The sequence below is a fragment of the Caldicellulosiruptor sp. DIB 104C genome (genome assembly GCF_028198085.1).
Taxonomy (GTDB): Bacteria; Bacillota; Thermoanaerobacteria; order Caldicellulosiruptorales; family Caldicellulosiruptoraceae; genus Caldicellulosiruptor; species Caldicellulosiruptor saccharolyticus.
The window spans coordinates 2,541,007-2,564,624 of record NZ_CP116337.1; the positions used below are offsets into that span (position 1 = coordinate 2,541,007).

Genomic DNA, 23,618 nt, shown 5'->3' on the forward strand with positions numbered 1-23,618 from the left:
TCTTTGAAAAAAGGAGCAGGATAAAAATTGAGGTGTTATTTAATTAGCAATGATGTCAGAACGTTAAAAGAGTATATTGAAAAGATAGGTCCAGACAAGTACGCAAAAGAATACCTTCTGAGAAAAATGATATATCTTCACATATACATAGAAAACCTCACACCAACACAGGCAAATATTATCAAGCAGACAATGCTCTCCATTGGCTCGGACGCTGTTGTAAACAAGGGGTGTATTGACCATTCGGTTGAGAGTTCTGACTGTCTTGTGTTTGGTAGCCTTTTGCAGCTTGAAAGGTTTTGTGAAAAGCTAAAAAAACAGCCATTTAAACTAAAAGAGGTGGCATATGAAGTACAAAAGATTGTGGAGGGGTTTAAAAATGATTGCCTTTGTTCAGGTAGAACCAGGGAAGAAAAAGATGATAGTTGAAAATGGACTTAGTATAGAAAATGACTACAATAAAAAGATTGGCCTTTGGGGAATTAATGTAAAGTGTATTTCGGGGTTTTTAAGTCCTGAGCCAATTTTTGGAGACTTTGTTGCTGTGAGAGTAGACACAGAAAGTTCATATATAGCAAATTACGACCTTTGGACAGCATTCCAGCTTACAAAAAACGAGGAGCTTAACAAGATGTATGTGAACTCTATTGTAAATTTTAAAAGGTATAGGTTTGGAGAGTATAGAATACCAGAGGTTTTGATTTTGTCATCGATCAAAAAAGAGGATGTGCTGGACATCTCAGAGATAAAAGAATTAAGTGATAGGATTTTGTCAAAGAACGACCAGATATACATCAGCTGCTTAATTGAAAGAATTACACAAAATCCAAATATAGCAAAGTATATTGTACTTAACTATTTCGATCAGCTAAGCAGTAGTAATCGTGAAATAACAAAAAAGGTTGTTGAAAAAGGTGATAGCAAACTTTATATATTCATCCAGGAAGATAGGTATGCTTGGACTGTTGAGATTTGACAACAAAACCCCTTGAGAGCTTAGATAAATCTAACAAAGTTGTACAGGGGGCAGTATACATTTTATATTATTTGTTATACAATTTTTATATAAAGTCTATACCTTTGTTTCTTTTCGCAAACTCAAGGGGGACTTTTGCATGAAACCCAGGATTTTCCTGGTATTTGTCTTGATTTTGACACTTCTGAGTGGCTGCAAACGCTCTGAGCCTAATGTCAAAGAGTATTCAAAAGAAGGAAGGTGGGAGATTTTCAATTTCAAAGGCAAGGCATTTTTTCTTGACTGTGACAATTCAAACGTAATTATAAGAGGGAAAAAAGAGTTAAAAAGCGCCACAGTTCGATATGTCAAAAAGATATTTTGGAATGTTGATGATAAAACTTCTTCATCTAAATTGCTTACAAAGTCAGAAATTGAAAAGACCTTTGATGACATGGAAATAAAGATTGAGAATACGCTTGACAGACTATATATAAAAGCAAGAGCTTACAGTGGTGAAGCCATTTTAGCAAATACACTCTCAAATCCTAAGAAAGAGTTTGAGTTTGAGGTTTTCCTTCCTGAAAAGTGCAAGGTGCTTGTCCAAAACAGCAACGGTAATGTTAGCATCTCAGATATACAAAATGGTTCAATATACATAGTAAACGGCAAAGGCAATATCACAATTACAGATGCAAAGGCCTCAATAGAAGTAAAAAACGGCGAAGGAAATATAAGGCTTGACTATGTAAATGGTGATTTTTCAATAAACAACGGAAATGGGAATATCCATCTTAAGGTTGAGAAGGCGGGCGTTTTTAAGGTGATAGGCACAAAAGGAAACATAAATGCCAAGATTGATGAGCTTGATGGCTTTGGTCTTTCGTCGTTTGTCAGCTTGGGTGAGGGAAATGTAACCTTCCTTGTTGGTAAAAATATAAGAGCTCGCATTAAAGTCAATGCAAATGGTAAGGTCCAATCCAATTTTAATATGATAAAAACAGGTAAGCATTACTATATAGACCTTGATTCTGGCAAAAATTTGATTGAGATTGTCAACCTTAATGGAACGGTTAAGATTGCAAAGAACTATTGAGAATAAAAAATCCAAGGGGCCGTCCAAACTTTTTTTAAAAATTTAAGGTGAAGATTGAAGGCCCCTTTGGCTTTTATTTACACCCACCTTTGAACAATTGGCATGCGCCTGCCAAAACCAAATGCTTTTGATGTCACTTTCAAGCCTGGTGCTGCCTGTTTTCGCTTATACTCTGCTCTTTCTACCATTTTGATAATCTTTAAAACAAGTTCCTTTGGATAGCCCATCTGGACTATTTCATCCACACTTTTTAACTCCTCAATATATGCAACCAAAATAGGGTCTAAGATTTCATACGGTGGAAGACTGTCTTGATCTTTTTGGTTGGGCCTGAGCTCTGCAGATGGTGGTTTTACTAAAACGTTGTGAGGTATTATTTCTCTTTCCCTGTTTATATACCTTGCAAGCTCATACACAAGCATTTTTGGCAAATCTGATATAACTGCAAGCCCGCCTGCCATATCACCATAAAGCGTGCAGTATCCAACTGCAAGCTCTGACTTGTTACCAGTTGTGAGTACTAACCTGTTTTCCCTATTTGATATAAACATGAGGATATTTCCGCGAATTCGCGCTTGTATGTTCTCTTCTGCAAGGTCTTGCAAGGGCATTTCACTTGTGTTGAACATCCTCAAGTATGCTTTGAAAACATCTTCAATTGGATATATTCTAAACTCAATTCCAAGGTTTTCAGCTAAGCTTTTTGCGTCTTTTATACTGTGCTCTGAAGAATATCGCGATGGCATGGCAACACCAAGCACATTTTCAGGCCCAAGCGCTTCAACTGCCAAACAGCAAACAACTGACGAGTCAATTCCTCCAGAAAGACCTACTACTGCCTTTTTGGTTATTCCTGTCTTTTCAAAGTAATCTCTTATTCCAAGCACCAGTGCTTTTTTAATCCACGAGATGTCTTCATGTATTTCAATTTCAGGCATTTTATCAATCTTTTCAAGTTCAATTTCCAATATGTCTTCTTCAAACTCTTTTGCTTTTGCTACCAGCCTGCCGTCTGAGCTGACCACTACACTGTTTCCGTCAAATATCAGCTCATCATTCCCACCAACCTGATTCACATATATAACTGCAGTGCCATACTTTGTTGCAGCCTCTTTCAAAACTTTTAGCCTCTGAGTTTCAAGTTTCGTATAATGATATGGTGATGCTGAAAGGTTTATAAACACCTTTGCACCCTTTTGACAAAGCTCATCAAGTACATTTATGTCGTACATTGCATTTTCATCGTTGTTTATATTCCAAATATCCTCACATATGCTTATACCGAAGTTTATCCCCTCAATAGTCACAACCTCTCTTGCAGGGCTTGGGATAAAGTACCTGTTTTCATCAAATACATCATAAGAGGGCAAAAGAGTTTTGTGTATAATCTTTTCAATCCTGCCTTGATGGAAGATAATAGCGCTATTGAAAAGTTTCGAAACATGATGACTCTTTGTTGGGCTACCGACAACAACAAAACTGTCTTCCACTTCTTTTGCAATTTTTTCTACTGCCTTATCAACAGCCTCTATAAAGTCTTTTTGAAACAAGAGGTCTTTTGGAGGATATCCGCAGATTGCAAGTTCCGGAAATATAAGAATTTTTGCGTCTCTGTGCGATTTTATAATTCTTATTATCTTTTTTGTATTGCCTTCAATATCCCCAACAATGGGATTTATCTGGCAAAGTAAAACCTTCATATTTTCCACCTTCTTTGTGCTAAATATCCTTCTGGTCTTTTTTAAAAAATTCTTTATTTTTTATGCTTTCAAGAATCTTTTGATTGTATATTTCAGAATAATAGCTAAAATCAAGGTATTCTCTGAGCACACTTGCTTCGAATAAGCTTCTTTCTTCATGGTCTTTTAGAATTATCCCATCCTTGATTATGCTGTACTTTAAAAAAATATTGGCATTTTTCAGATTGACAATATCAACATCTCTTTTAAACACAGCTTTTCCCTCTTCTATCAAAAGACCTCTTAAGATTGCTTCGTCAATCGCAGGAATATCTTCTTCAAACATAACTGCGATGTCAACATCGCTCATATTGTTAAATGTCCCTTTTGCAAATGAACCAAACAAATATGCAAACTTTATTGCACATTCTTTGTTTATTCTCTCAACAAACTCTCTTGCTAGGTCTATAACTTTTTCTTGTTCCATAACACTATCCACACAGATTTTTTCAAACTCTTTCACAAAATTATATCACAAAAAAGGGGAAAACGCTTTTATTTTTGTCTTTCCTCTTTGAACTTACTTGGAGACGTTCCTGTGTATTTTTTGAATATCATCGAAAAATATTTATAGTCGCTAAATCCAACCTTTTCGGCAACCTCATAAGATTTTAGATTTGTAGAAAGAAGAAGCTCTTTTGCTTTGTTTATCCTGAGTTCATTCAAAAAGTCCACAAAACTTTTTCCAGTTTCTTCTTTGAATATTTTACAAAAATAGTTTGGAGAAATTCCGCATACCTCAGCAATATCAGAAAGTAATATTTGGTTTGCATAGTTTTTCTCAATGTAACTTATGGCATCTTTTATAATTTTTCTGTGCCTGCTTTCTTTTACATTCTGAATCTTGTCAATACAAGAGAGGGCAAAGTCTATTAGGCTCTTTTTCATATTTTCACTTTCTTGTTTATTAAAAGAAAAGGCTGCGCTTTTGACAAACTCATCTTTTAAAACAGGGCAAATTTCTTTTGCCTTTGTCAAAATAAGGTCAGAAAGCTTCTTATAAGTGTTTTCTAAAGAGCTTTTATCATCTTGATCTTCCAGTTTTTCAAAAATCTTATTTACCAGCAAAGCTGTCTTTTCCTTATCAAGAGCCATAAAAGCATTTAAAAGTTCGACTTCGTCTTCAGTCAGCTGAGATGGCAAAAACTTACTATTAGTTGCACTTTTTAAAGATAAATGCAGCTGTTTTTTGCTTGATACAACAATTCCTTTTGAAAATGAAATCTTAACATTAAGATACTTCTTTGCATTGGATTTTATTTGATTTAAAAGCTTTTCATCTACTTCTTTTGGCTCACTCAAGTTTACTATCAAAATCAAGGTGTTGTCACCAAAGCTACCGTAAAATACAAATCCACGATATTTTTCATAGATATCTTCTTCAATTAGGTTTGCAAGTAGATTTAGCACAAACTCTTTGTTCTTGTTCACAGAAGATTCCATTAACATAAAAATATCTTCAACAACAACCAAAATCACCTGAAAGTAAGGGCCTTCTAAGGAGATTTTCAAAAGACTTTCTTTCACAGGGTCAAGTACTATTTCAGGGTTTGCAAACAGACTTTTTAAAAACGAAGACCTTAAAACGTATATGTTCTCTTCCACAATGTTTTTATAAAGCATAGTCTCAAAAGACTTTTTCTGCTCCTCAATTATAGATTCCTTTAACCCAACAACTGTCTTGACCAGCTCATCTGCGCTCACAGGCTTAAGAAGATAATCAGATGCACGAAGTTTTAGGGCAGTCTTTAAGTATTCTACATCGCCATAGCCTGTGAGAAACACAATCTTTATGTTCGGCAGGCTCTGCTTTATAATCTTTGCAGCTTCAAGTCCGTCCAAAATGGGCATTCTAATGTCCAAAAGAACAATGTCTGGCTGTTTTGAAAAGCAAAGCTGTGCTGCTTCATGGCCATTTGATGCTTCTCCTACTATTTCAATTCCGTACGAGGTCCAGTCAATTGAAGATATTATTCCTTTTCTGATTACCCTTTCATCATCAGCAACAACCATTTTAATCATTTCAAATCACCTTCTTTTAAAGCTGGTTGTACAACAGTCACCTTTGTTCCAAACCCTGGTGTGCTTTTTATTTCTAAACCATATTCATTTCCAAACGCAAGTTTTATTCTGTCATTGACATTTTTAAGTCCTATTTTGCCATTTGTATCATTCTTCAGAGCATTTTCAAATACCTCTTTTGGAGCACCAGCTCCTGTGTCAGACACGATAAAATATAGCTTCTCATCTTTTGTAAACACTTCAATGCTTATTTTTCCCTTCTTCCCGCTTTTTTCTATACCATGATAAATTGCATTTTCTACAATTGGCTGCAAAACAAGCTTTACTGTTTTATAGCATAGAGCTTGACTTTGAACGTTTAACGAAAATTCTATCAAGTCTTGGTACCTAACCTTTTGTATTAGGATGTAACTGCTAAGATGTTCTATCTCTTCTTTTACAGTTATGATGTTGCTTTTGTTTGCCAATATGGACCTGAAAAGTTTTGAGAGTGCCTCAACGAGGATGCATGCTTTTTTTGCACCTTCAAGCCGGGCTGTCCAATATATTGTATCAAGTGTGTTGTAAAGAAAATGAGGATTGATTCTTTCTTGCAGGGCTTTTAACTCTGCCTCTTTTTGCTTTATTGTTGCGAGGTAAATCTGGTTCATAAGTTCATTAAGTTTTGCAGACATGCTATTGAATGCTTGAATTAGCTTTGACACTTCATCATTTCCTTTTGGCTGCATGTATACATCAAAGTTCTGGTTTGAAATGTGATCAATAAGGATTCTCAGCTGCTTGAGGGGAAAGAGAATACGATTTTGGAAGAAAACAAGAAAAATAGATGCAGCAAAAAGGGCAAGAAGGATAGTAATAAAAATATAACTTTGTATAGCTCTGTTTTCAGCAACAAGACCTTCCTTTTCTACAAAACTTACAACCTTCCACCCGAGAGGCTTAATAGTAGAGTATGTAACAAGGAATGTCTTGCTGGAAAGTTTTGTGTAAAAAAAGCCTTGCTCAACATTTTCCATGGGGTTTATAGAAATCATCTTGGCAAGGTTCTTTCCGATTAAAGTCTTGTCTGTTGAGCTGAGAATAAAATAATTCTGGTTACAGATAACAAAGTTTTCAGAAAAATTTGAACTCAAGTGTATTACCTCTTCAAACAAGCTTTTTTCATCAATGTTTATCTCTAAATATCCGATTAGGTTTTTGAAGTTGTTAATATCTCTTATAGGGCGAACAAGGGAAATTACATAGGTTAATATTCCTGCCCTGCTTGTTATAACATTAGGATACCATTCGTAGCTCTGGACATCGATATTTGAAAGATTCAAAGTTTGATCTTTTATTCCATATGTATCAAATATAGTATTATTTTTACCCATTATGTAGATGGAATGGATATATGGTTTTTCACCAACAAGGTATGTTAAAAAGTCGTTTACATGTACCCTTGCCTTTTCAAGTTCATACAGGTCAGTTTTAAAGTCAGATTTCAAAAGCTGTCTCAAATCACCGCTTTGAATAAAGTAAAGCGAAGCTTCTTTTATATCATTTGTAATAAGCTCAAGAGAGCTTGCAATCTGTTTTACAGTATGAAGATGCGAAAATGCAAATTTGCTTTCCACTATTTTGACAGATTTTATGTATGAGGCTATTCCAATCGGGAAGCTTGAAAGAATGATCAGAAAAATTGCACATACCATAATTTTGAACTGGAGACTACCTGATATCTTTTTCACTTTACCGATTCCTTTCTAAAATAAAAATTTTTAAGATTAAAATAACACAGAAAAAGCCTAAATAACAAGGGCGAAAGATTCCAAAAAGATAAAAATTTATAATCTTCGAATATTTGTTTGGAGAAAATCTTAAACGAATAATGAAACAGCAAATGTGTTAAAATAATAGAAGTTTTAATAAGATTATTACCTACAGATTGCATGATCAAATTTATATAATTGACAGTAGATAATGAAATAAAAAAATGAGAGGGAGGCAAAATATATGAAAAAAGTAAAATTTATTAAAAGAGTTTTAGCTTTTTTGATAGTTTTTGGACTTGTGTTTTCGCTTGCTGCCTGCAAGAGAAAAACAGCTCAACAGCCGCAGCAGAGCAGTCAGAACAAAAACATTGAAGAAAAAATTACTTTAACGTTTACTCACATGTTTACAAACGATGGCAGTGCAATAAGCACTGGTTTTTACAATGCACTAAATGAGTATAAAAAATCGCATCCGAATGTGACATTAAAACAGGAAGCTTTGTCGCATGACACTTATGAGACGAAGATAAAAACACTTGCTGCCGGTGGGGAACTTCCAGATGTGTTTGTTATAAAAGGTTCAATGGTTGACCCATTTTACAACAACAATCAGATTGCACCTTTAAATGATGCCCTTGATAGTGACATGGCATGGAAAAATAGCTTTGTTGAGGGTGCGTTTGACGATTTCAAAAGAGGAGACAAAATCTTAGGAATACCAATCCAGGTTCAGCCAACATCCCTAATTTTCTATAACAAACAGATTTTTAAAGAAGCAGGCATAAATGAGTTTCCGAAAAATTGGAATGAGTTCAAGGATGCTGTCAAAAAACTCAGAGCAAAAGGGTATATTCCAATCACTGCAGGAAACAAGGGAAAATGGCTTGTTGAGTCGTGTATTCTGAGCACTCTTGGTGACAGGTTCACAGGGACAGACTGGTTTGTGTCTATAAGAGATAGAAAAGGTGCAAAGTTTACCGACCCAGAGTTTGTAAATGCGCTCAGGGCAATTGATGAGCTTGTTAAAATGAAGGCGTTTAACAGCGATATCAACTCGCTTGACAACAACCAGCAGAGGACTCTTTACTATAACAAAAAAGCTGCAATGTTCTTTGAAGGTGGCTGGGCAATTTCGCTTGTGACAAATGAGGCTCCAAAAGATGTTTTGGAGGCAACAGAGCTTGCTATAATCCCACCTGTGCCAGGTGGGAAAGGATTGCCAAACACAGTTTCAGGCGGTGCTGGCTGGGCATTTCAAATAAATGCGAACCTTGATGGGAGCAAGAAAAATGCTGCTCTGGAACTTTTAAAAGCGCTCTCAAGCGATGCGTATTCAAGGCCTATGCTTGAAAAGGGTGGTTTCCCTGCAACAAAAGTTACAAATTATGATGAAAGTAAGCTTTTTACTCTTGCAAAGAAATATCAGCAGCTTGCAAAGAATATAAAATATGTGCCTGTATATGATGTTCAGCTATCGCCTGGTGTGATTGAGGTTATGAACAGCGGTCTTCAAGACATGATAATAGGCACACTTACACCCGAAAAGCTTGCTCAAAAGATTCAGCAGGAGTATGAGAGAGAAGCGAAGTAGTTTTAGAATTTTGAAAAAGAAAAAAGAGGGGGAAAGCCTTTTTAAACTCCCCCTCTTTTGTCTACCAATATAGTTTTTACATAAATTTGAATTTTAAAAAGGGGAGACTTCAGCATGGAAAGACAACTATTCAAACCAAGCTCGAGGGTATTCATTGCCTATCTTTCACTGCCTGTTTTGTGGTATTTATTTGTTGTGGTAGTGCCACTTGTGCTGGCGATAAGATACAGCCTTTACGAGTGGTCTGGTGGGCCAAAGATGAGATTTGTTGGGCTTTCCAATTACATCCAGCTTGTACATGACTACGACTTTTGGTTTTCTTTTAAAAACAATCTTATAATAACCCTGCTTTGTATAATAGGCCAGATTGGAATTGCCTTTATTTTAGCAGCGTTGATGACAACAAGAGTTTTGAAGTTCAAAGAGTTTCACAGAACAGTTATATTCTTACCTGTTGTACTCTCACCTGTTGTAATAGGCTTTATTTGGATGCTTATGTACAACCAGCAGATAGGCATATTAAATTGGGTTTTGAGAGCAATTGGCTTGGGCTCGCTTGTCAGACCATGGCTTGATGATCCTAAGCTTGTCATATACTCTGTTTCTGTACCACTTATTTGGCAGTATATAGGTTTTTATCTTGTTATACTTATGGCCTCGCTACAATCAATTCCTAAGGAGATATTTGAGGCTGCAGAAATTGACGGTGCAGATGGATTTAAAAGAACCATCTATGTTATACTGCCACTTCTGTCAGATACGTTAAAGGTTTCGATTATGCTTTGCATTGCAGGTAATATGAAAGTTTTTGACCATATATATGTCATGACAGGTGGTGGGCCAGGCAAAAGTTCGATGGTTATGGCACAGTATGCATATAACAACTCATTTATAATGTTCAAGCTTGGATATGGAGCAACTATTTCTGTTGGGATTTTGGTTTTGAGCCTTGCAATAATCCTACTTTCGCGAAGACTGATGGGAGGAAGTGAAAAATGAATATAAAAAAGATTGCTTTCAAAATAGGGGCACTAATTCTTAACATATTAGTTATGATACTTTCTCTTTCAGCTATATTTCCAATTGTGTGGCTTATTTACTCATCACTTAAAACTGAAAGAGAGTTTGCTTTGAGTATTGCCTCACTGCCAGCACATCCTACATTTGAAAATTATGTAAATGCGATAAAGACAGCAAAAATGCATATATACTTTTTCAACAGCTTATTCACAACAGTTATCTCTGTTATCCTGATTGTAATATTTAGTTTTATCGTAGGGTATTTTTTTGCAAGGTATCAATTTAAAGGAAGAACACTCCTGTATACAATGTTTTTGGCAGGGATGCTAATCCCTATTCATGCGCTTCTGGTGCCATTGTTTGTCCAGTTTAAAGTCTTTGGGCTTTTGGATAGAAGAATTACGCTAATTTTTCCTTATGTTGGTTTGGGTCTTCCAATGGCGATATTTTTGATGGAGAACTTCATAAGAGACATTCCGCATGAAATAGAAGAAGCAGCTTATATTGATGGTGCGACCTTGACTCAGACTTTGTTTAGAATAATTCTTCCCATTTGCAAGCCTATAATCTCAACAGTTGTAATTTTAAGCGCTCTTTCAACTTGGAATGAGTTTTCATTTGCTCTTGTTTTGATAAAAAGCGATGCACTAAAAACGCTGCCTGTGGGGCTTACAAACTTTTCATCTCAGTATACTGTAAAATACACTCAACTCATGGCAGCAATAACAATTGCTATACTTCCAGTAATCATAACCTATCTTGCCTTTAACAAAAAGGTTATACAAGGGCTTGTTGCTGGTGCTGTCAAAGGGTGATAATCTTTCACCCTTATTTACTTTCTAAAATTATGAGATAAAGAGTAAAAATACAGGCAGATAAAGCAAATGTGTAAAGTATTATAATATAATCTTAGACAAAACATGTTGCTGAAAAAGAAAAACAGGGGGAGTTTACATTGAAGATAAGCCTTGATGGAAAATGGAAATTTAGAGAAGTAGGCAGCCTTGAATACTTGGATGGCACAGTTCCAGGGTGTGTTCAACTTGATTTAATCAACCTTGGCAAGCTTCCAGACCCATTTTATGGAGTAAATGAAGTTTTGTTTTATTCTCTTGAAGAAAAGGACTTTGAGTATGTTAAAGAGTTTTATATCGAAAATCTTGACTGGCAGGTCAAAAAGCTTGTGTTTGAAGGGATTGATACAGTCGCTGATGTTTATTTAAACCACTTTTACTTGGGTAGAACAGATAACATGTTTTTAAAATATGAATTTGATGTGTCAACTGTCTTGAAAGAAGGGAAAAACGTATTAAAAGTAATTCTTTACTCTCCAATCAAAGAAGCAGAAAGACTTAAAAAAATTTACCAATCAAAATATGAGTATCCGTATAGAAGCTGGATAAGAAAAGCTCAATATTCATATGGTTGGGATTGGGGCCCGAGGATTCTTCAGATTGGCATCTTCAGGAGTGTATATTTGGAACTAAACAACGGTCTTGAGATAACAGATGAGTTTGTCAAAACAGAACACTTATCAGAAGATTTAGCAGTGGTCAAAGTTTTTGCAAAGATAAATTCATTTGAAAAGCCAAGTAGTGTTGAAATAGAAATTTCAGATAGAGAATATGTTAAAAAAGTTATACCAGATGTCTACAAGTCCAAAGAAGGATATTTTATTGAAGAGAGAATTGAAATAGAAAATCCAAAACTGTGGTTCCCTAATGGCTATGGAGAGCCGCATTTATATACTTTTAAGATTGTTGTTAAAACCTCAAACGAAGAAGCAACAAAAATGGTCACAACAGGCCTCAGGACTGTCAGAATTATAAAAGAAAAAGATGAATATGGCGAAAGCTTCATCTTTGAAATAAACGGTCAAAAGATTTTTGCAAAAGGTGCAAACTGGATACCTGCTGATTCCATCCTGCCAAGGTTGAAAGAAAAGGATTACAAAGAGTTAATTGAAATGGCAAAAGATGCGAACATGAACATGCTCAGGGTCTGGGGCGGCGGAATTTATGAGTATGATTGGTTCTACAACGAGTGTGACAAAAACGGTATAATGGTATGGCAGGATTTCATGTTTGCATGCGCAATCTACCCTGATGAGTTTGACTTTTTCGTTGAGAATTTCAAAAAAGAGGCAGAGTACCAGATAAAACGACTGAGAAACCATCCGTGTATAGTGCTTTGGTGTGGGAATAACGAAAACAACTGGGGTTTTAGAGACTGGTGGCACATTGGCGACCCAGAATTTTTGGGAAATAGAATTTACAAGAAGGTTTTGCCACAGATTCTATCAGAGCTTGACCCAACAAGACCGTACCACATCTCAAGCCCGTATGGTGGGGAGCATCCAAATAGCAGCACTGCTGGTGACAAGCACACATGGGATATCTGGGCTGGCTGGAAAGACTATATTTACTACAAGCACGACAATGCAAGGTTTGTGAGTGAGTTTGGTTTTCAGGCAGCAGCACACCTTGATACAATGAAAAAGTATATTCCTCTTAAAGACCAGACAATCTTCTCTAAAACTTTGAGAATGCACGAAAAGCAGGAAGAAGGTTTGGAAAGGCTTATAAGGTATATGGCAGGCTCAATTGGTCTTCCAAAAGATTTTGATTCTTTTGTTTACCTTTCACAGTTTGTTCAAAAAGAGGCTATTAAAACTGCTGTTGAACATTATCGTAAAAACAAATTTAGAACTGCCGGTGCTCTTTACTGGCAGCTAAACGATTGCTGGCCTGTTATATCATGGTCATCAATTGATTATTTGAAAAGAAGAAAGGCGCTTTACTATGAGTCAAAAAGGTTATTTGCAAAGTTTTTGCCAGTTGTTGAGTATGGGGATGAGAAGCTTAAAGTTTATGTTGTAAGTGATGATTTGAAGACAAAACAAGGCAAGCTAAGTATTACAATCTGGAACTTTGATGGTCAGAAACTTTATGAGAAAGATCTTGCTGTGGAAATTCCTAAAAATAGTGTAATAGAAGTATTTTCTGAAAAAGTAGAAAACTTGAATATTTTGAAGGGTGAGTGGTTATATATACCCAAACATATTGAAACGGCTGTAATTGGGGATAAGATAGACAGAGGACTTTTGGAAAGCATAGTTTTTGTGAGCCTTTTTGTCGATAAAGAGGAGTACGAAAACTACTTTGTATTTGAAAAGCCAATAAACCTCGAGCTAAAACCCTGCCAGTTTGAATATGAAATAAAAGATGACCATATTATAATAAAACCCAAAACTCCTGCAATTTGCCTTATAATTGAAGCTGATGGGGATTTAGAAGACAATTTCATCTTTGCAAGGCCTGGAAAAGAGTACAAAATTCGCTTAAACGGTGCTCAGGTGAGCAGGGTTTGTGATTTGGTTGAGATGCTGATAAGGTAAACTAAGTTACATCTACAATAGAATACTCATGTAACCCCCTCTGGCATGTGACAGGTTTTAAAGCTTGTGTGATGAGAATAATTCAATGCCTGAGGGGGTTTTTGTTTTTAGAAACAAAAAAGGCAAAAATAAAATTAGTAAAATTGCTGAATGCACAACAAGTCAGATATTTGTTATAATATGATTACTGCAAATGTTTGCGCAACAATTTGTATATGGGAAAGAGGGATCATATGAGAAAGCCGCACGTAGTAGAAGCTATAATTGGTAATACAAATGTTTTAGGGCAGCTTGATTCAAATGGCATATTGCAAAGGTTTTATTGGCCTGCAGTAGATTATTATCAGCAGCTAAAACTCTTTTTGGCAGCCATTTTTTTGGATGGGCTTGTATTTTTCGAGGATGAAAATTTCAAGATAAGAAGTGGATTTGTGGATGACTTTGCGTACTTTTTTGAATATAAAATTGCAGACAAAACAATTTTTCAGCTTGACTTTGTTGATTTTGAAACAGACAGCTTGGTTCGTTTATGGGAAACGGCTTTTGAAGACTTCTATGTCTTTTTAGAACCCATGATAAATTCATCAAGCCTTTTTAATGCTGCAAAGGTTGATAAGGAAAATGAAATAATCTACGCATATTTTAAAGGGACATATATAGGTCTTGCTTTTGAGAACAAGATAAAAAGCTTTACAGTTAAAAACGGACTTGATGATGCAAACGATAATCAACTGGAAGGCTTAAGTGAAGCTACAAATCCACAGATTGCTGCAAAACTTGAAAATACAGGAAAGGTTGTATGTTTTCTTGCTTTTGGAAACTCAAAAGATGAAGTCTATCAAAAACTTTCTTATTTAAAGCAAAAGGGATATGACGAAGTTTACAGGCAAAACAAGGCCTTTTGGGAAAAGAAATTCTCAAAAGTAAAGCTTGTTTGCACACAAGACCCAAAAGATATGCAGCTTCAGAAAAGAAGTGCATATGTATTTTATGTACTGCAGAACTCCAAAACAGGTGGAATTTTAGCTGCATCAGAGGTTGACGAGAAGTTTTTCCACTGTGGCGGGTATGGTTTTGTATGGGGAAGAGACGCTGCGTTCATAACAGCAGCAATGGATGAGCTCGGGCTTTTTGAGGAAGTTGAAAAGTTTTTTGAATTTAAGTTTTCTTGCCAAGAAAAAGGAGGATATTGGGACCAGAGATATTATACAGATGGCAGTTTGGCACCAAGCTGGGGAATTCAGATTGATGAGACTGCTTCTGTTGTATGGGGCTTTTTAGAACATTGCGAGAAGCAAAATTCTCTTCATTTGATTGATTTGTATAAAGATAAGCTCAAAAAAGCACTGTTGTTTTTGATAGCTGCAGTGGACAGTACAAAAGGAGTTGTGTGCAGAAGCTTTGACCTCTGGGAAGAAAGAGAAGGAATTCATCTTTACTCAAATGCAAGCATTTATGCTGCGCTAAAGAAAGCCAAAAAATATTTTCCTGAGCTTGAAAATGAAATTGAAAAGAAACTAAAGGCAATAAAAAATCAGATGGCAACAAGATTTTACAGTCCCAAACTTTCCCGGTATGTAAGGTCAACAGATGTCAGAATTTCAAGGGAGGAATTTTTAAAACTTCCTGAAGAGAACAAGTATGTAGAAAAGGACGAAAAGTATGAGATAACCTATTATTTCAAAAAACAAGACGAGGTTATTGATATTTCAATGCTGGGGGTTTACTATCCGTTTGAAATGATAGATGCTGAGGATAAAACTTTTAAAGCTACCGTTTTGGCTATCGAAAGAGAGTGTCAAAATACAATTGTGGGCGGCTACAAGAGGTATTCTGATGACAGATACATTGGAGGAAATCCGTGGATACTGACAACACTCTGGCTTGCAATATACTATAAAAAAACAGGACAGGTAGACAAGGCAGAAAAACTTTTTGAGTGGGCAAAAGCGCACAGTTTGCCAAACAGACTTTTTCCAGAGCAGGTTGACAGAATAACAGGAAAGCCTGCCTGGGTTGTACCTTTAGCATGGTCTCATGCAATGTATGTGCTGTATCTTTATGAATAAATTAATGATAAAAATAAAGACCAGCTTGTTTGTTCTTAAACACAGCTGGTCTTTTGGTTTTATTATTACACAGGATTATAAGGTAAATATTTCTCCAATCTCTTTTTTAAAGGTTGATATTTAAAGGTTGTTTTTCCAATCATTTCACCATCAATAAATTTTATTTCAACCTCATATGTTGCTTCTTCCAGGAACTTCCTATCATTTCCAAAAAGAACATGGGCTTCATGTAATAGTTTTAAAAATCCATCTTCAGTTTTAAACGTTTCCAAACCAATTTTTATTTTTTCTATTTTCAATTCTTCTTTTAATCTTTTTGTTTTTTAGGTGGTTGTAATAATTTTCACTTCTTGAAATGTATCTAAAGGATGATAAAGATTCATTTGCATTTACCTCGCACTTTAAGTTATTTATAGGGCAACCTTTTACTAAATATTTCAAATCATAAAATTAGTTTTACAATTTGCTTTATTTTAATAGCAAGTTTAGTATTTCAAAGAAAGCAATACCTACAATACATATTGCGATATACAAATCAATACCTTCTAAAGATGGAGCAAAAATAATCAAAAGTATTATTGTCGCAAGTATAAAGAAGACTACTATTTTACTAAAGTTCTTATATTTATAAAATTTCACTTTTTCTAAATGAAAAAAGCGGATGGTAAAAAGTGTAAACAGAAATTCAAATATTATTAACATTAAAAAAAGTTTCAGTGAAGATATCATCTTGAGCAAAAATATACCAATATCAAATAAGAAAGAGAAACTAATAAAAAATATCACAGGTTTTATTAAAATTTTTCTTGAGTAACCATTTGAATTTTGTTCTACTGACAAATCTAATATGCTGTCAACTGCTACTCCAATTACAATAAATAGTTGTGAAATTCTATTTGCTACATTTCCTTTTAAAATTGGTGAATTTCTATTGAGATAGAAGAAAAATAATGCTAAAAGTGAAAAAATAATTCCGCTGAGTGCCCAATTCAAAAAATGATGTCTGGTTTTATTTGCCATATTCGTTTCTACCTCAGACAGCTCTTTTTACGGAATCTATATCAGTTGTAAAATATTCTACATATTCAGGTATTTTGATTATCTCATTTGCAAAAACACTTGTAGCACAGCAGAAAAAATTATTTGAGTATGAAATTTAGAACTTCAAAGAATATTGTAGCAAAAACAAACATTAGTAAATATCTATACATGCCTTCTATTTCAGGGAATATTATACCCGCAGAAATTCCTATCAAAAGACCAGACAATATGACAATTTTCCCATAATTTTTATATTTCTTAAATTTGAGAATATATAAATAATTAGAACGCAAAACAGAATATGTAAAGATAATTTCAAATAAAACAAAAACTACCAAGTCTTTTATGCTTGGTATTATTTTTAAAACAAAAAGACCAATGTTTAGAGGTAGAAAAAAGAAAGTAAAAAATAACAGAAAGTTATTTAATAAAATTCTAAGGTATATTCTGTCAGAATTTTCAGTACATTTAGCATCAATTATTGCTCCGACTGCTATTCCAACTACAATCGACAATTGAATAATTCTGTTTAAAGGATTTTCTTTAAAATAAGAAAATTCTTTTAAATAGTTAACGGCGTAGACAATCAGTGTAGAAGTAATGCATCCAGCTGCAATCCAACTAAAATAACTTTTTTTATTTTCCATACTCTCTCCAACCTCTAACAAAACCTTCTCCAAATGACCAACCTATTGATATCCATCCGACAATCCCAGGTGATTTAACTAATCCTTTTGCAAAACCACTCACAGCCCCACGCATGCCAGCTTGCTCTATTCCTCGTAAAGTATATCCATTTTTCATTATAGCATTAAATTTTCTGATTTGTTTATAACCCTTTATAATACCACCTTTAATGCTACTTTCCAAACCGGAAGCTATTGCTGTTCTTTCTATATCGTTTATTACTTCTTTGACACCTTCTTTCACACCGTTTAAACTCTTCCTCCAAACTCTTTCAATTCCTGTATAGGAGTCTTTCTTACAACATATACCTGCATATTACAAAACCCCTCCTCTAAAGTTGTATTTTAGAAATTAAGCTGATATTTTGAATATACCATTGAAAAAACATCAATAATGACAAAGTTTAAATAAAATGTTTATGCAAATTGCACAATTTTTTGAAGAATAGTTCTAAGTGAAAGATTTACAAACTTAAAGTATTAGAAGTTGGAGAAGATAATTTTAGATAAAGAAACTAAAATTATAGAAACATTTCTGTTAAAACTTTATGCAAAGTGGTATAAAATATATAAACCCTTTTAAAGAAAATTGCCAATAGAAAGGAGATGAATGGTTGAAAATACTGCAGCTTACTTGGGAATATCCACCAAGGATTGTTGGCGGCATCTCAAGGGTTGTTCAAAGCATCTCACAAAGGCTTTCAGAAAAAGACACTGTCTATGTAGTTACATTTTCTGAAGATTACGAAAGATTTGAAGACTATGGAAATCTTAAAATTGCAAGAGTTCCTCTCTATCCTCTAAATCCGCTAAATTTTATTGACTGGGTTATGCTTATGAACATGGCAATGGCTGAAAAAGCCATAGATTTGGCAAGAAAATATGGCAAATTTGATATTATCCATGCACATGACTGGCTGACAGCTTTTGCAGCAAGAATGGTAAAACACTCTTTAAGAGTTCCAATGGTTTGCACAATACATGCAACAGAACATGGCAGAAATGGTGGTATTCATAATGAATTTCAAAGGTTTATTCACAACGTTGAGTGGTGGCTTACTTTTGAGGCATGGAAGGTAATTGTCAACTCAAATTATATGAAAAACGAATGTGAGCGGATTTTTAGCCTCACACCTGACAAATGCGTTGTCATACCCAATGGAATTGACTTTGAAGAGTTTTCAAATGTTGAGTATGACATCGAATTTAGAAGAAGATTTGCCCTTGACAGTGAAAAAATAATCTTTTTCATCGGAAGGCATGTGTACGAAAAAGGAATTCACGTCCTACTTGACAGCTTTAGGATAGTCCTTGAGAGGTACTACAATACAAAACTTATAATTGCTGGAAATGGCCCGATGTATGGTGAGCTTTATTCAAGGGCACATGGCATGGGACTTTCACAAAAAGTCTTGTTTACAGGTTTTATTTCTGATGAAGAGCGGAAAAAGCTTTTTAAAGTTGCTGACATTGCAGTTTTTCCAAGTTTGTATGAGCCATTTGGCATTGTTGCTTTAGAAGCAATGGCAGCAGGATGTAGCACGGTTGTGTCTGACATTGGAGGTTTTGCTGAGATAATCAAACATGGAGAAAATGGGCTTACCTTTTTCTGTGGAAATTCAAACTCACTTGCAGACATGATTTTATCGTTGCTAAATGACGAAAGCTTGCGCAAAAAACTTGCTGAAAAAGGATTTGAAGATGCAAAAGAGATTTTTTCGTGGGATAGGATTGTAGAGAGGCTAAGAGAGGTATATGCTGGCATAATTGATGAGAGTAAAAAGATGGAGTGGTTTTGTGAAAAAGCATGAATAAAAGGTGTTTAGTGAGGCTAAAGGAGGTCACAACGGTTGAAAATAACAATGCAAAAAGGTATAATTTTGACTAGGTGATATTGAATGTTGCTAAGTGTGCAAAAAGTTAAAGAGATATATGGTATCAGCCGAAGAACACTAATAAACTGGGAGAAGGAAGGGTTAATAACACCTCTCAGGCTACCTATGGGAAGGAGAAGGTATAAAAAAGAAGACATAGAAAAACTACTTGGCATGATAGAGGAAAAACCAAAACCAACCGTTGTTTTGTATGCAAGAGTCTCCACTAAAAAGCAAGAAGAGTACCTTAAAAACCAAATTAGAAGACTTGAAGAATATGCCAAGTTGCAAGGTTGGCAGTATGAAGTTATATCTGAAATAGCCAGCGGAGTGAATGAAAACAGGAGAGGACTATTAAAACTTTTGAACAAAATCAAAAGAGGGGAAGTTGCAAGAGTTGTAATAGAGTATCCTGACAGACTTGCAAGGTTTGGATTTGAATATCTTAAGTTTTTCATGGAGAGTTTTGGGGTAGAACTTGTAGTGTTAAATGGCAGAGAAAACGAAGAAGATATTAACAGAGAACTGGCAGAGGACTTAATAGGCGATAGTAACATTTTTTGCAGCGAGGATTTATGGACAAAGAGGTGCTAAAAGACATGGTAACAGTTCAGGCGAAGCTAATTTTTGACAGCAGCGAAGATAGGCAAAAGGTATTAGACCTTATGAGAAGATGGTCGTCCTGTATGAGGTATGCATACAAGAGGTTACTGGAAGGGCATAAAAGGAATGAACTCAAAAGAGAGCTGCAAGGAATTTTCAATCTTAATTCCCGATACGTTGATGATGCAATAATGAAAGCAAACAGTGTTTTAGACTCATGCAAAGAAAGAGGAGAAAATCCTGAAAAGGTCATTTTTGGTGGTAGGCAACTTTTTGAAAAACTAAAGAGGCGACACATAAACGGCAATGTATATAGGAAACTTCAACGAGAGTGGCAGGAGAAAAGGAAGGGGAATCTGTACTCAAGAGGAGACAGGAGCAAGAAGGGGAATCTCAATACAAGGATTGAGACAGGTGAAGATTGTACAAGACTTAGAATCAACGTGGGAGAAAGGGAGTATGTATGTGCGAGGATACAGTCCGGATGGAAGATAAAAGATGGAACGTATATTGATAGGAATCAACTTCTTGAGGTGATAAGTATTTCCGGGCAGCCCTACTCTGTCCAGCTGAAACTTAAAAGTGGTGTAGTATATGCCTACTTTGTTATTGAAGAAGTTTTTCCACAGCCTGCGATAACGAGAGCGAATGGGGTTATAGGGATAGACACTAACGCATATCCAAAGAATGTTGCATGGGTAGAAACAGATGAGCACGGAGAGTTTCTGGGATATGGCAGAATACCACTTGAGAAGCTTGAGAGTGGGAGCTCAAGCAAGAGAGAGTATTACAGGTGGCAGTATGCACACATGATAGTACAAATGGCGAAAGAGAAGCAAAAAGCTATAGTGATTGAGAGTCTCAGCATACAGGACAGAGGCAGAAGAGGAGACTTTTCAGGCAGAAAATCAAGACGGATAAGGCACTATTTTGGGTACAGGTCACTTTTGGAGAAGGTAAAACTTCTGGCAAAGCGAGAAGGGATAGAGGTTATAGAAGTAGACCCGGCGTATACTTCTGTGATAGGGATGTTAAAGTATGCACCGCAGTTTATGGTGAGCAAGGATATTGCGGCAGCGTATGTAATAGCGCGAAGAGGACTTGGCTTGAGAGAGAGGATACCGCACAACTACATGCTACTCCTCAGTAGGCTTGATGTAAACAACCTGGAAGAGCTAAAAGAGTATGTAAGGAAGGTAGTCAAGAACAAACATCTGAGGAGAAAGCAACTCAGAGAGATAGATAGGGTGATAGGGATTTTACAAAGCTCTGGGAGTGAGCCAGGGAGGCTATTCGTGCCTCTGGATGGAACAAGTGCAGGTAGTCGTGGCAAAAACCACAATCCCTGGCGAGTTCTCAGGGTAGCGGTGGTAACGCCACTCTCCCCTGACAGAGTCCTGCGTGATATATCTGTCCTGAAATCGCTTTTGATTTCAGGGCAAGTGGGGAAGACCTGGAAGGGCGCGAGTTCCTGTTTCTTGGGACAGGGGCTATGGCTTTCCCAAATACCGCCTGCTGGGGCTGGGAAAGCCTGAAAGGCGGACTACAAATACCCCAGCCACCAAACTCGTGCTAATGTGCACAGTTTGGTTGACCAGGTTAAAAGGTTATGAAAGGTATTATAATGGCAGGAGGTGCGGGGACAAGGCTAAGACCTTTGACAGTTTCCTTGCCAAAGCCAATGATTCCTTTTTTTGGGAGACCTGTTATGGAGTATGCTGTAGAGCTTTTAAAGCGCCACGGAATTTATGAAATTGGGACAACCCTTCAGTATCATCCAGATAAAATAATGAATTACTTTGAAGATGGCAGCAAATTTGGCGTAAAGATGCAACATTTTGTTGAAGACAGGCCTCTTGGCACTGCAGGTTCTGTCAAAAATGCAAAGTCGTTTTTAGATGAGACTTTTGTTGTCTTGAGCGGGGATGGGATTACAAATGCTGATTTGTCTGCTGCAATCAAGTTTCACAAGGAAAAAAAGAGCAAGGTCACAATTCTTCTAAAAGAGGTTGAGATACCAATAGAGTATGGTATTGTCTTGACAGATGAAGAGGGGAGAATCAGAAGGTTTTTTGAAAAGCCTTCGTGGAGTGAGGTATTTTCAAACTTAGCTAACACAGGGATATACATTATTGAACCGGAGATTTTGGATTATATAGAAGATGGAAAGCCATTTGACTTTAGCAAAGACCTATTTCCAAAACTCTTAAGTGGGAATGTGCCAATGTACGGGTATAAAATGGAAGGGTATTGGTGTGATATTGGTGATATTGGCAGTTATATAAAAGCACATAAGGATATATTTAAACTTGGTGGAATTTTAGACCTTGATTTGGCAAGCTCATGGATTGGAAATAATTGTAATATCTCTAATTCTGTTAAATTTATGGGAAAGGTTTTTGTTGGTTGTGAATGTGAGATTGAAGATGATGTTGAAATAGGCGAATTTACTGTAATTGGTGATGGAGTAAAGATAGAAAAAGGAACCAAATTAGAAAGGGCAATTGTATGGAATGGGAGTTATATTGGCAAAAACTGTGAGTTAAAAGGATGTGTTATATGTAACAAGTCAGTTTTAAAAGACTATGTCAGGGTCAATGAAAAGGCAGTTGTTGGTGAGAAAAATCTATTAAAAGATTTTGTTGAGGTTAAGGCTGAAGCTAAAATATGGCCAGAAAAGGTTGTTGAAGCAAATACTGTTATAGATGAGAATATATACTGGGGTACTGAGGTGATAAAGAGTGTATTTTGGATAAGAGGCATCACAGGAGATTTCAATTTAGAAGTTACGCCCCAGTTTGCGATAAAACTTGGAAATTCTCTTGGTTCTGTGTTTGACAAAAACGCCCGGATACTCATTGGCGATGACTATACAGAAAAGAGCAGTGTTATAAGAAAGGCAATTGAGACAGGATGCCAGATAACAGGTGCAAGACTTTACAGAACAAGAGGAATTATTCTGCCGATATTTAGATATATTGTTCAGGACTATTATGATGCAGGTGTTTATGTGCGAACACGAGGCAACAGCATAAGAATTGAGATATTTGACCAAAACGGAATAAATATTGACAAGGGCTTAGAAAGAAAGATTGAAAATCTGTTTGTGACATGTGATTTTAGAACATCGTCAACAATTCATTTTGTAAATGAGCTTGTATCATCTCCCTTAGAGATGTACTTTAACAGGCTTGAGACGACTTTTGATGTAAACAAGCTCAGGAATAAAAAAATATGCATTCTTTCAGAGGACAAAGAGATAATTTCACTATTTGACAAGATTTGCTCCCGCTATCACATAAAAGCTACTTTAATTTCTGGTGGGTCAAAACATTGTGTTGAGAACCTAAAAGGATTGTGTTTGCAAAGCGAGTATAATGCAGGATTTTTGATTGACAGACAAGGCGAGCATTTTATAATGATTATGAGTGATTGTACAGTCTATGGCGAAAAGTTAAAGATGCTCCTTGCATGGCTTGAGATGAAAAAATTCAAAAATGACCGCATTATCTTGCCAGAATTTTTCAAGTCGTTTATGAGTGATGTTGAAAAGCTTGTAGATTTTCCAATCAAATTTACTGGGAATGAGATAAGAGAGTATATGAAAGAGGTTCTTGATACCAAGATTAATTATTTCTTCTACTATGATGCGATCTCTTCAATTCTTTTGATTTTAGAATGGCTTCTTGATGTTAAAGAAATGATAGATAGAGTAAAGAAATTAGAGGCAGCAGTGATTTGAATTGAATTAAAATGAAAGGCAAAGGGAAG

At 35.8% G+C, this 23,618-nt stretch carries 19 protein-coding genes and 1 pseudogene; 12 read left to right on the plus strand and 8 right to left on the minus strand.

The genetic code is table 11. The features are described from left to right. The first annotated feature begins 27 nt into the window (after window positions 1-27). From PGC14_RS12450 to PGC14_RS12460, 3 genes are all read left to right on the plus strand, one after another. Complete coding sequence (locus PGC14_RS12450) at window positions 28-429, plus strand: hypothetical protein (protein WP_039767021.1); 402 nt, start codon at window positions 28-30, stop codon at window positions 427-429. Beyond that, the gene (locus PGC14_RS12455; RefSeq protein ID WP_039767020.1) at window positions 380-976 is read left to right on the plus strand and encodes a hypothetical protein; all 597 of its coding nucleotides are present in this window, start codon (window positions 380-382) and stop codon (window positions 974-976) included. Before PGC14_RS12450 ends, PGC14_RS12455 begins: the two co-directional genes overlap by 50 nt. A 139-nt stretch (window positions 977-1,115) precedes the next feature. Further along, window positions 1,116-2,051: a DUF4097 family beta strand repeat-containing protein gene (locus PGC14_RS12460; protein WP_271629095.1), complete on the plus strand. Its 936-nt coding sequence runs from the start codon at window positions 1,116-1,118 to the stop codon at window positions 2,049-2,051. Between the two features lie 77 nt (window positions 2,052-2,128). On the opposite strand, the gene PGC14_RS12465 is transcribed toward PGC14_RS12460, so the two are convergent. The 4 genes from PGC14_RS12465 to PGC14_RS12480 all read right to left on the minus strand — a co-directional run bounded on the left by PGC14_RS12465 (window position 2,129) and on the right by PGC14_RS12480 (window position 7,542). Continuing rightward, a complete protein-coding gene (locus PGC14_RS12465) occupies window positions 2,129-3,751 on the minus strand; it encodes an NAD+ synthase (protein ID WP_271629096.1) in 1,623 nt (540 codons plus the stop codon). Window positions 3,752-3,770: 19 nt separating this feature from the next. After that, window positions 3,771-4,217, minus strand: a complete 447-nt coding sequence (gene mntA, locus PGC14_RS12470; RefSeq protein WP_039767018.1) for a type VII toxin-antitoxin system MntA family adenylyltransferase antitoxin — start codon at window positions 4,215-4,217, stop codon at window positions 3,771-3,773. Between the two features lie 68 nt (window positions 4,218-4,285). Then, entirely contained in the window at window positions 4,286-5,812 is a 1,527-nt protein-coding gene (locus PGC14_RS12475) for a response regulator (RefSeq protein WP_271629097.1), read from the minus strand. Continuing rightward, entirely contained in the window at window positions 5,809-7,542 is a 1,734-nt protein-coding gene (locus tag PGC14_RS12480) for a sensor histidine kinase (RefSeq protein WP_271629098.1), read from the minus strand. The genes PGC14_RS12475 and PGC14_RS12480 overlap by 4 nt, the downstream gene beginning before the upstream one ends. A gap of 265 nt (window positions 7,543-7,807) precedes the next feature. Between PGC14_RS12480 and PGC14_RS12485 the strand changes: the two genes are divergently transcribed. The 5 genes from PGC14_RS12485 (at window position 7,808) to PGC14_RS12505 (ending at window position 15,643) form a co-directional block, all read left to right on the plus strand. Next, window positions 7,808-9,157, plus strand: coding sequence for an extracellular solute-binding protein (locus tag PGC14_RS12485; RefSeq protein ID WP_271629099.1), 1,350 nt, complete (start codon window positions 7,808-7,810; stop codon window positions 9,155-9,157). 114 nt (window positions 9,158-9,271) lie between these two features. After that, a complete protein-coding gene (locus PGC14_RS12490) occupies window positions 9,272-10,156 on the plus strand; it encodes a carbohydrate ABC transporter permease (RefSeq protein WP_039767010.1) in 885 nt (294 codons plus the stop codon). After that, a complete protein-coding gene (locus tag PGC14_RS12495) occupies window positions 10,153-10,992 on the plus strand; it encodes a carbohydrate ABC transporter permease (protein ID WP_083931513.1) in 840 nt (279 codons plus the stop codon). The genes PGC14_RS12490 and PGC14_RS12495 overlap by 4 nt, the downstream gene beginning before the upstream one ends. A gap of 140 nt (window positions 10,993-11,132) precedes the next feature. Continuing rightward, on the plus strand, window positions 11,133-13,574 hold the full coding sequence (locus tag PGC14_RS12500) for a glycoside hydrolase family 2 protein (RefSeq protein ID WP_271629100.1): 2,442 nt from the start codon (window positions 11,133-11,135) through the stop codon (window positions 13,572-13,574). Window positions 13,575-13,807: 233 nt separating this feature from the next. After that, window positions 13,808-15,643 carry a glycoside hydrolase family 15 protein gene (locus PGC14_RS12505; protein WP_271629101.1) on the plus strand — a complete coding sequence of 612 codons (1,836 nt, stop codon included), beginning with the start codon at window positions 13,808-13,810 and terminating at the stop codon, window positions 15,641-15,643. Window positions 15,644-15,708: 65 nt separating this feature from the next. On the opposite strand, the gene PGC14_RS12510 is transcribed toward PGC14_RS12505, so the two are convergent. The 4 genes from PGC14_RS12510 to PGC14_RS12525 form a co-directional block, all read right to left on the minus strand. After that, on the minus strand, window positions 15,709-15,942 hold the full coding sequence (locus PGC14_RS12510) for a hypothetical protein (protein ID WP_049754821.1): 234 nt from the start codon (window positions 15,940-15,942) through the stop codon (window positions 15,709-15,711). A gap of 169 nt (window positions 15,943-16,111) precedes the next feature. After that, window positions 16,112-16,663 (minus strand): hypothetical protein, encoded by a 552-nt coding sequence (locus PGC14_RS12515; RefSeq protein WP_011915745.1) that lies wholly within the window; start codon window positions 16,661-16,663, stop codon window positions 16,112-16,114. A 119-nt stretch (window positions 16,664-16,782) separates the two neighbouring features. After that, entirely contained in the window at window positions 16,783-17,352 is a 570-nt protein-coding gene (locus PGC14_RS12520; protein ID WP_237738264.1) for a hypothetical protein, read from the minus strand. Continuing rightward, window positions 17,321-17,614: a hypothetical protein gene (locus PGC14_RS12525; RefSeq protein ID WP_011915747.1), complete on the minus strand. Its 294-nt coding sequence runs from the start codon at window positions 17,612-17,614 to the stop codon at window positions 17,321-17,323. Before PGC14_RS12525 ends, PGC14_RS12520 begins: the two co-directional genes overlap by 32 nt. A gap of 370 nt (window positions 17,615-17,984) precedes the next feature. Here PGC14_RS12525 and PGC14_RS12530 point away from each other — a divergent pair, with 370 nt between their 5' ends. The 4 genes and pseudogenes from PGC14_RS12530 (at window position 17,985) to PGC14_RS12545 (ending at window position 23,589) form a co-directional block, all read left to right on the plus strand. After that, window positions 17,985-19,181, plus strand: a complete 1,197-nt coding sequence (locus PGC14_RS12530) for a glycosyltransferase family 4 protein (protein WP_271629102.1) — start codon at window positions 17,985-17,987, stop codon at window positions 19,179-19,181. Window positions 19,182-19,268: 87 nt separating this feature from the next. Further along, window positions 19,269-19,875: pseudogene (locus PGC14_RS12535) on the plus strand (IS607 family transposase). Continuing rightward, a complete protein-coding gene (locus tag PGC14_RS12540; protein WP_271629889.1) occupies window positions 19,844-21,382 on the plus strand; it encodes an IS200/IS605 family accessory protein TnpB-related protein in 1,539 nt (512 codons plus the stop codon). The pseudogene PGC14_RS12535 and the gene PGC14_RS12540 overlap by 32 nt, the downstream one beginning before the upstream one ends. A gap of 74 nt (window positions 21,383-21,456) precedes the next feature. Beyond that, window positions 21,457-23,589: a sugar phosphate nucleotidyltransferase gene (locus PGC14_RS12545; RefSeq protein ID WP_271629103.1), complete on the plus strand. Its 2,133-nt coding sequence runs from the start codon at window positions 21,457-21,459 to the stop codon at window positions 23,587-23,589. The last annotated feature ends 29 nt before the right edge of the window (window positions 23,590-23,618 follow it).

Coding starts and splice junctions, on each gene's coding strand:
- PGC14_RS12485 (WP_271629099.1), top strand. CDS start 7,808: ATGAAAAAAGTAAAATTTATTAAAAGAGTTTTAGCTTTTTTGATAGTT.
- PGC14_RS12495 (WP_083931513.1), top strand. CDS start 10,153: ATGAATATAAAAAAGATTGCTTTCAAAATAGGGGCACTAATTCTTAAC.
- PGC14_RS12490 (WP_039767010.1), top strand. CDS start 9,272: ATGGAAAGACAACTATTCAAACCAAGCTCGAGGGTATTCATTGCCTAT.
- PGC14_RS12460 (WP_271629095.1), top strand. CDS start 1,116: ATGAAACCCAGGATTTTCCTGGTATTTGTCTTGATTTTGACACTTCTG.
- PGC14_RS12515 (WP_011915745.1), bottom strand. CDS start 16,663: ATGGCAAATAAAACCAGACATCATTTTTTGAATTGGGCACTCAGCGGA.
- PGC14_RS12540 (WP_271629889.1), top strand. CDS start 19,844: ATGGTAACAGTTCAGGCGAAGCTAATTTTTGACAGCAGCGAAGATAGG.
- PGC14_RS12545 (WP_271629103.1), top strand. CDS start 21,457: ATGAAAGGTATTATAATGGCAGGAGGTGCGGGGACAAGGCTAAGACCT.
- PGC14_RS12465 (WP_271629096.1), bottom strand. CDS start 3,751: ATGAAGGTTTTACTTTGCCAGATAAATCCCATTGTTGGGGATATTGAA.
- PGC14_RS12475 (WP_271629097.1), bottom strand. CDS start 5,812: ATGATTAAAATGGTTGTTGCTGATGATGAAAGGGTAATCAGAAAAGGA.
- PGC14_RS12505 (WP_271629101.1), top strand. CDS start 13,808: ATGAGAAAGCCGCACGTAGTAGAAGCTATAATTGGTAATACAAATGTT.
- PGC14_RS12455 (WP_039767020.1), top strand. CDS start 380: ATGATTGCCTTTGTTCAGGTAGAACCAGGGAAGAAAAAGATGATAGTT.
- mntA (WP_039767018.1), bottom strand. CDS start 4,217: ATGGAACAAGAAAAAGTTATAGACCTAGCAAGAGAGTTTGTTGAGAGA.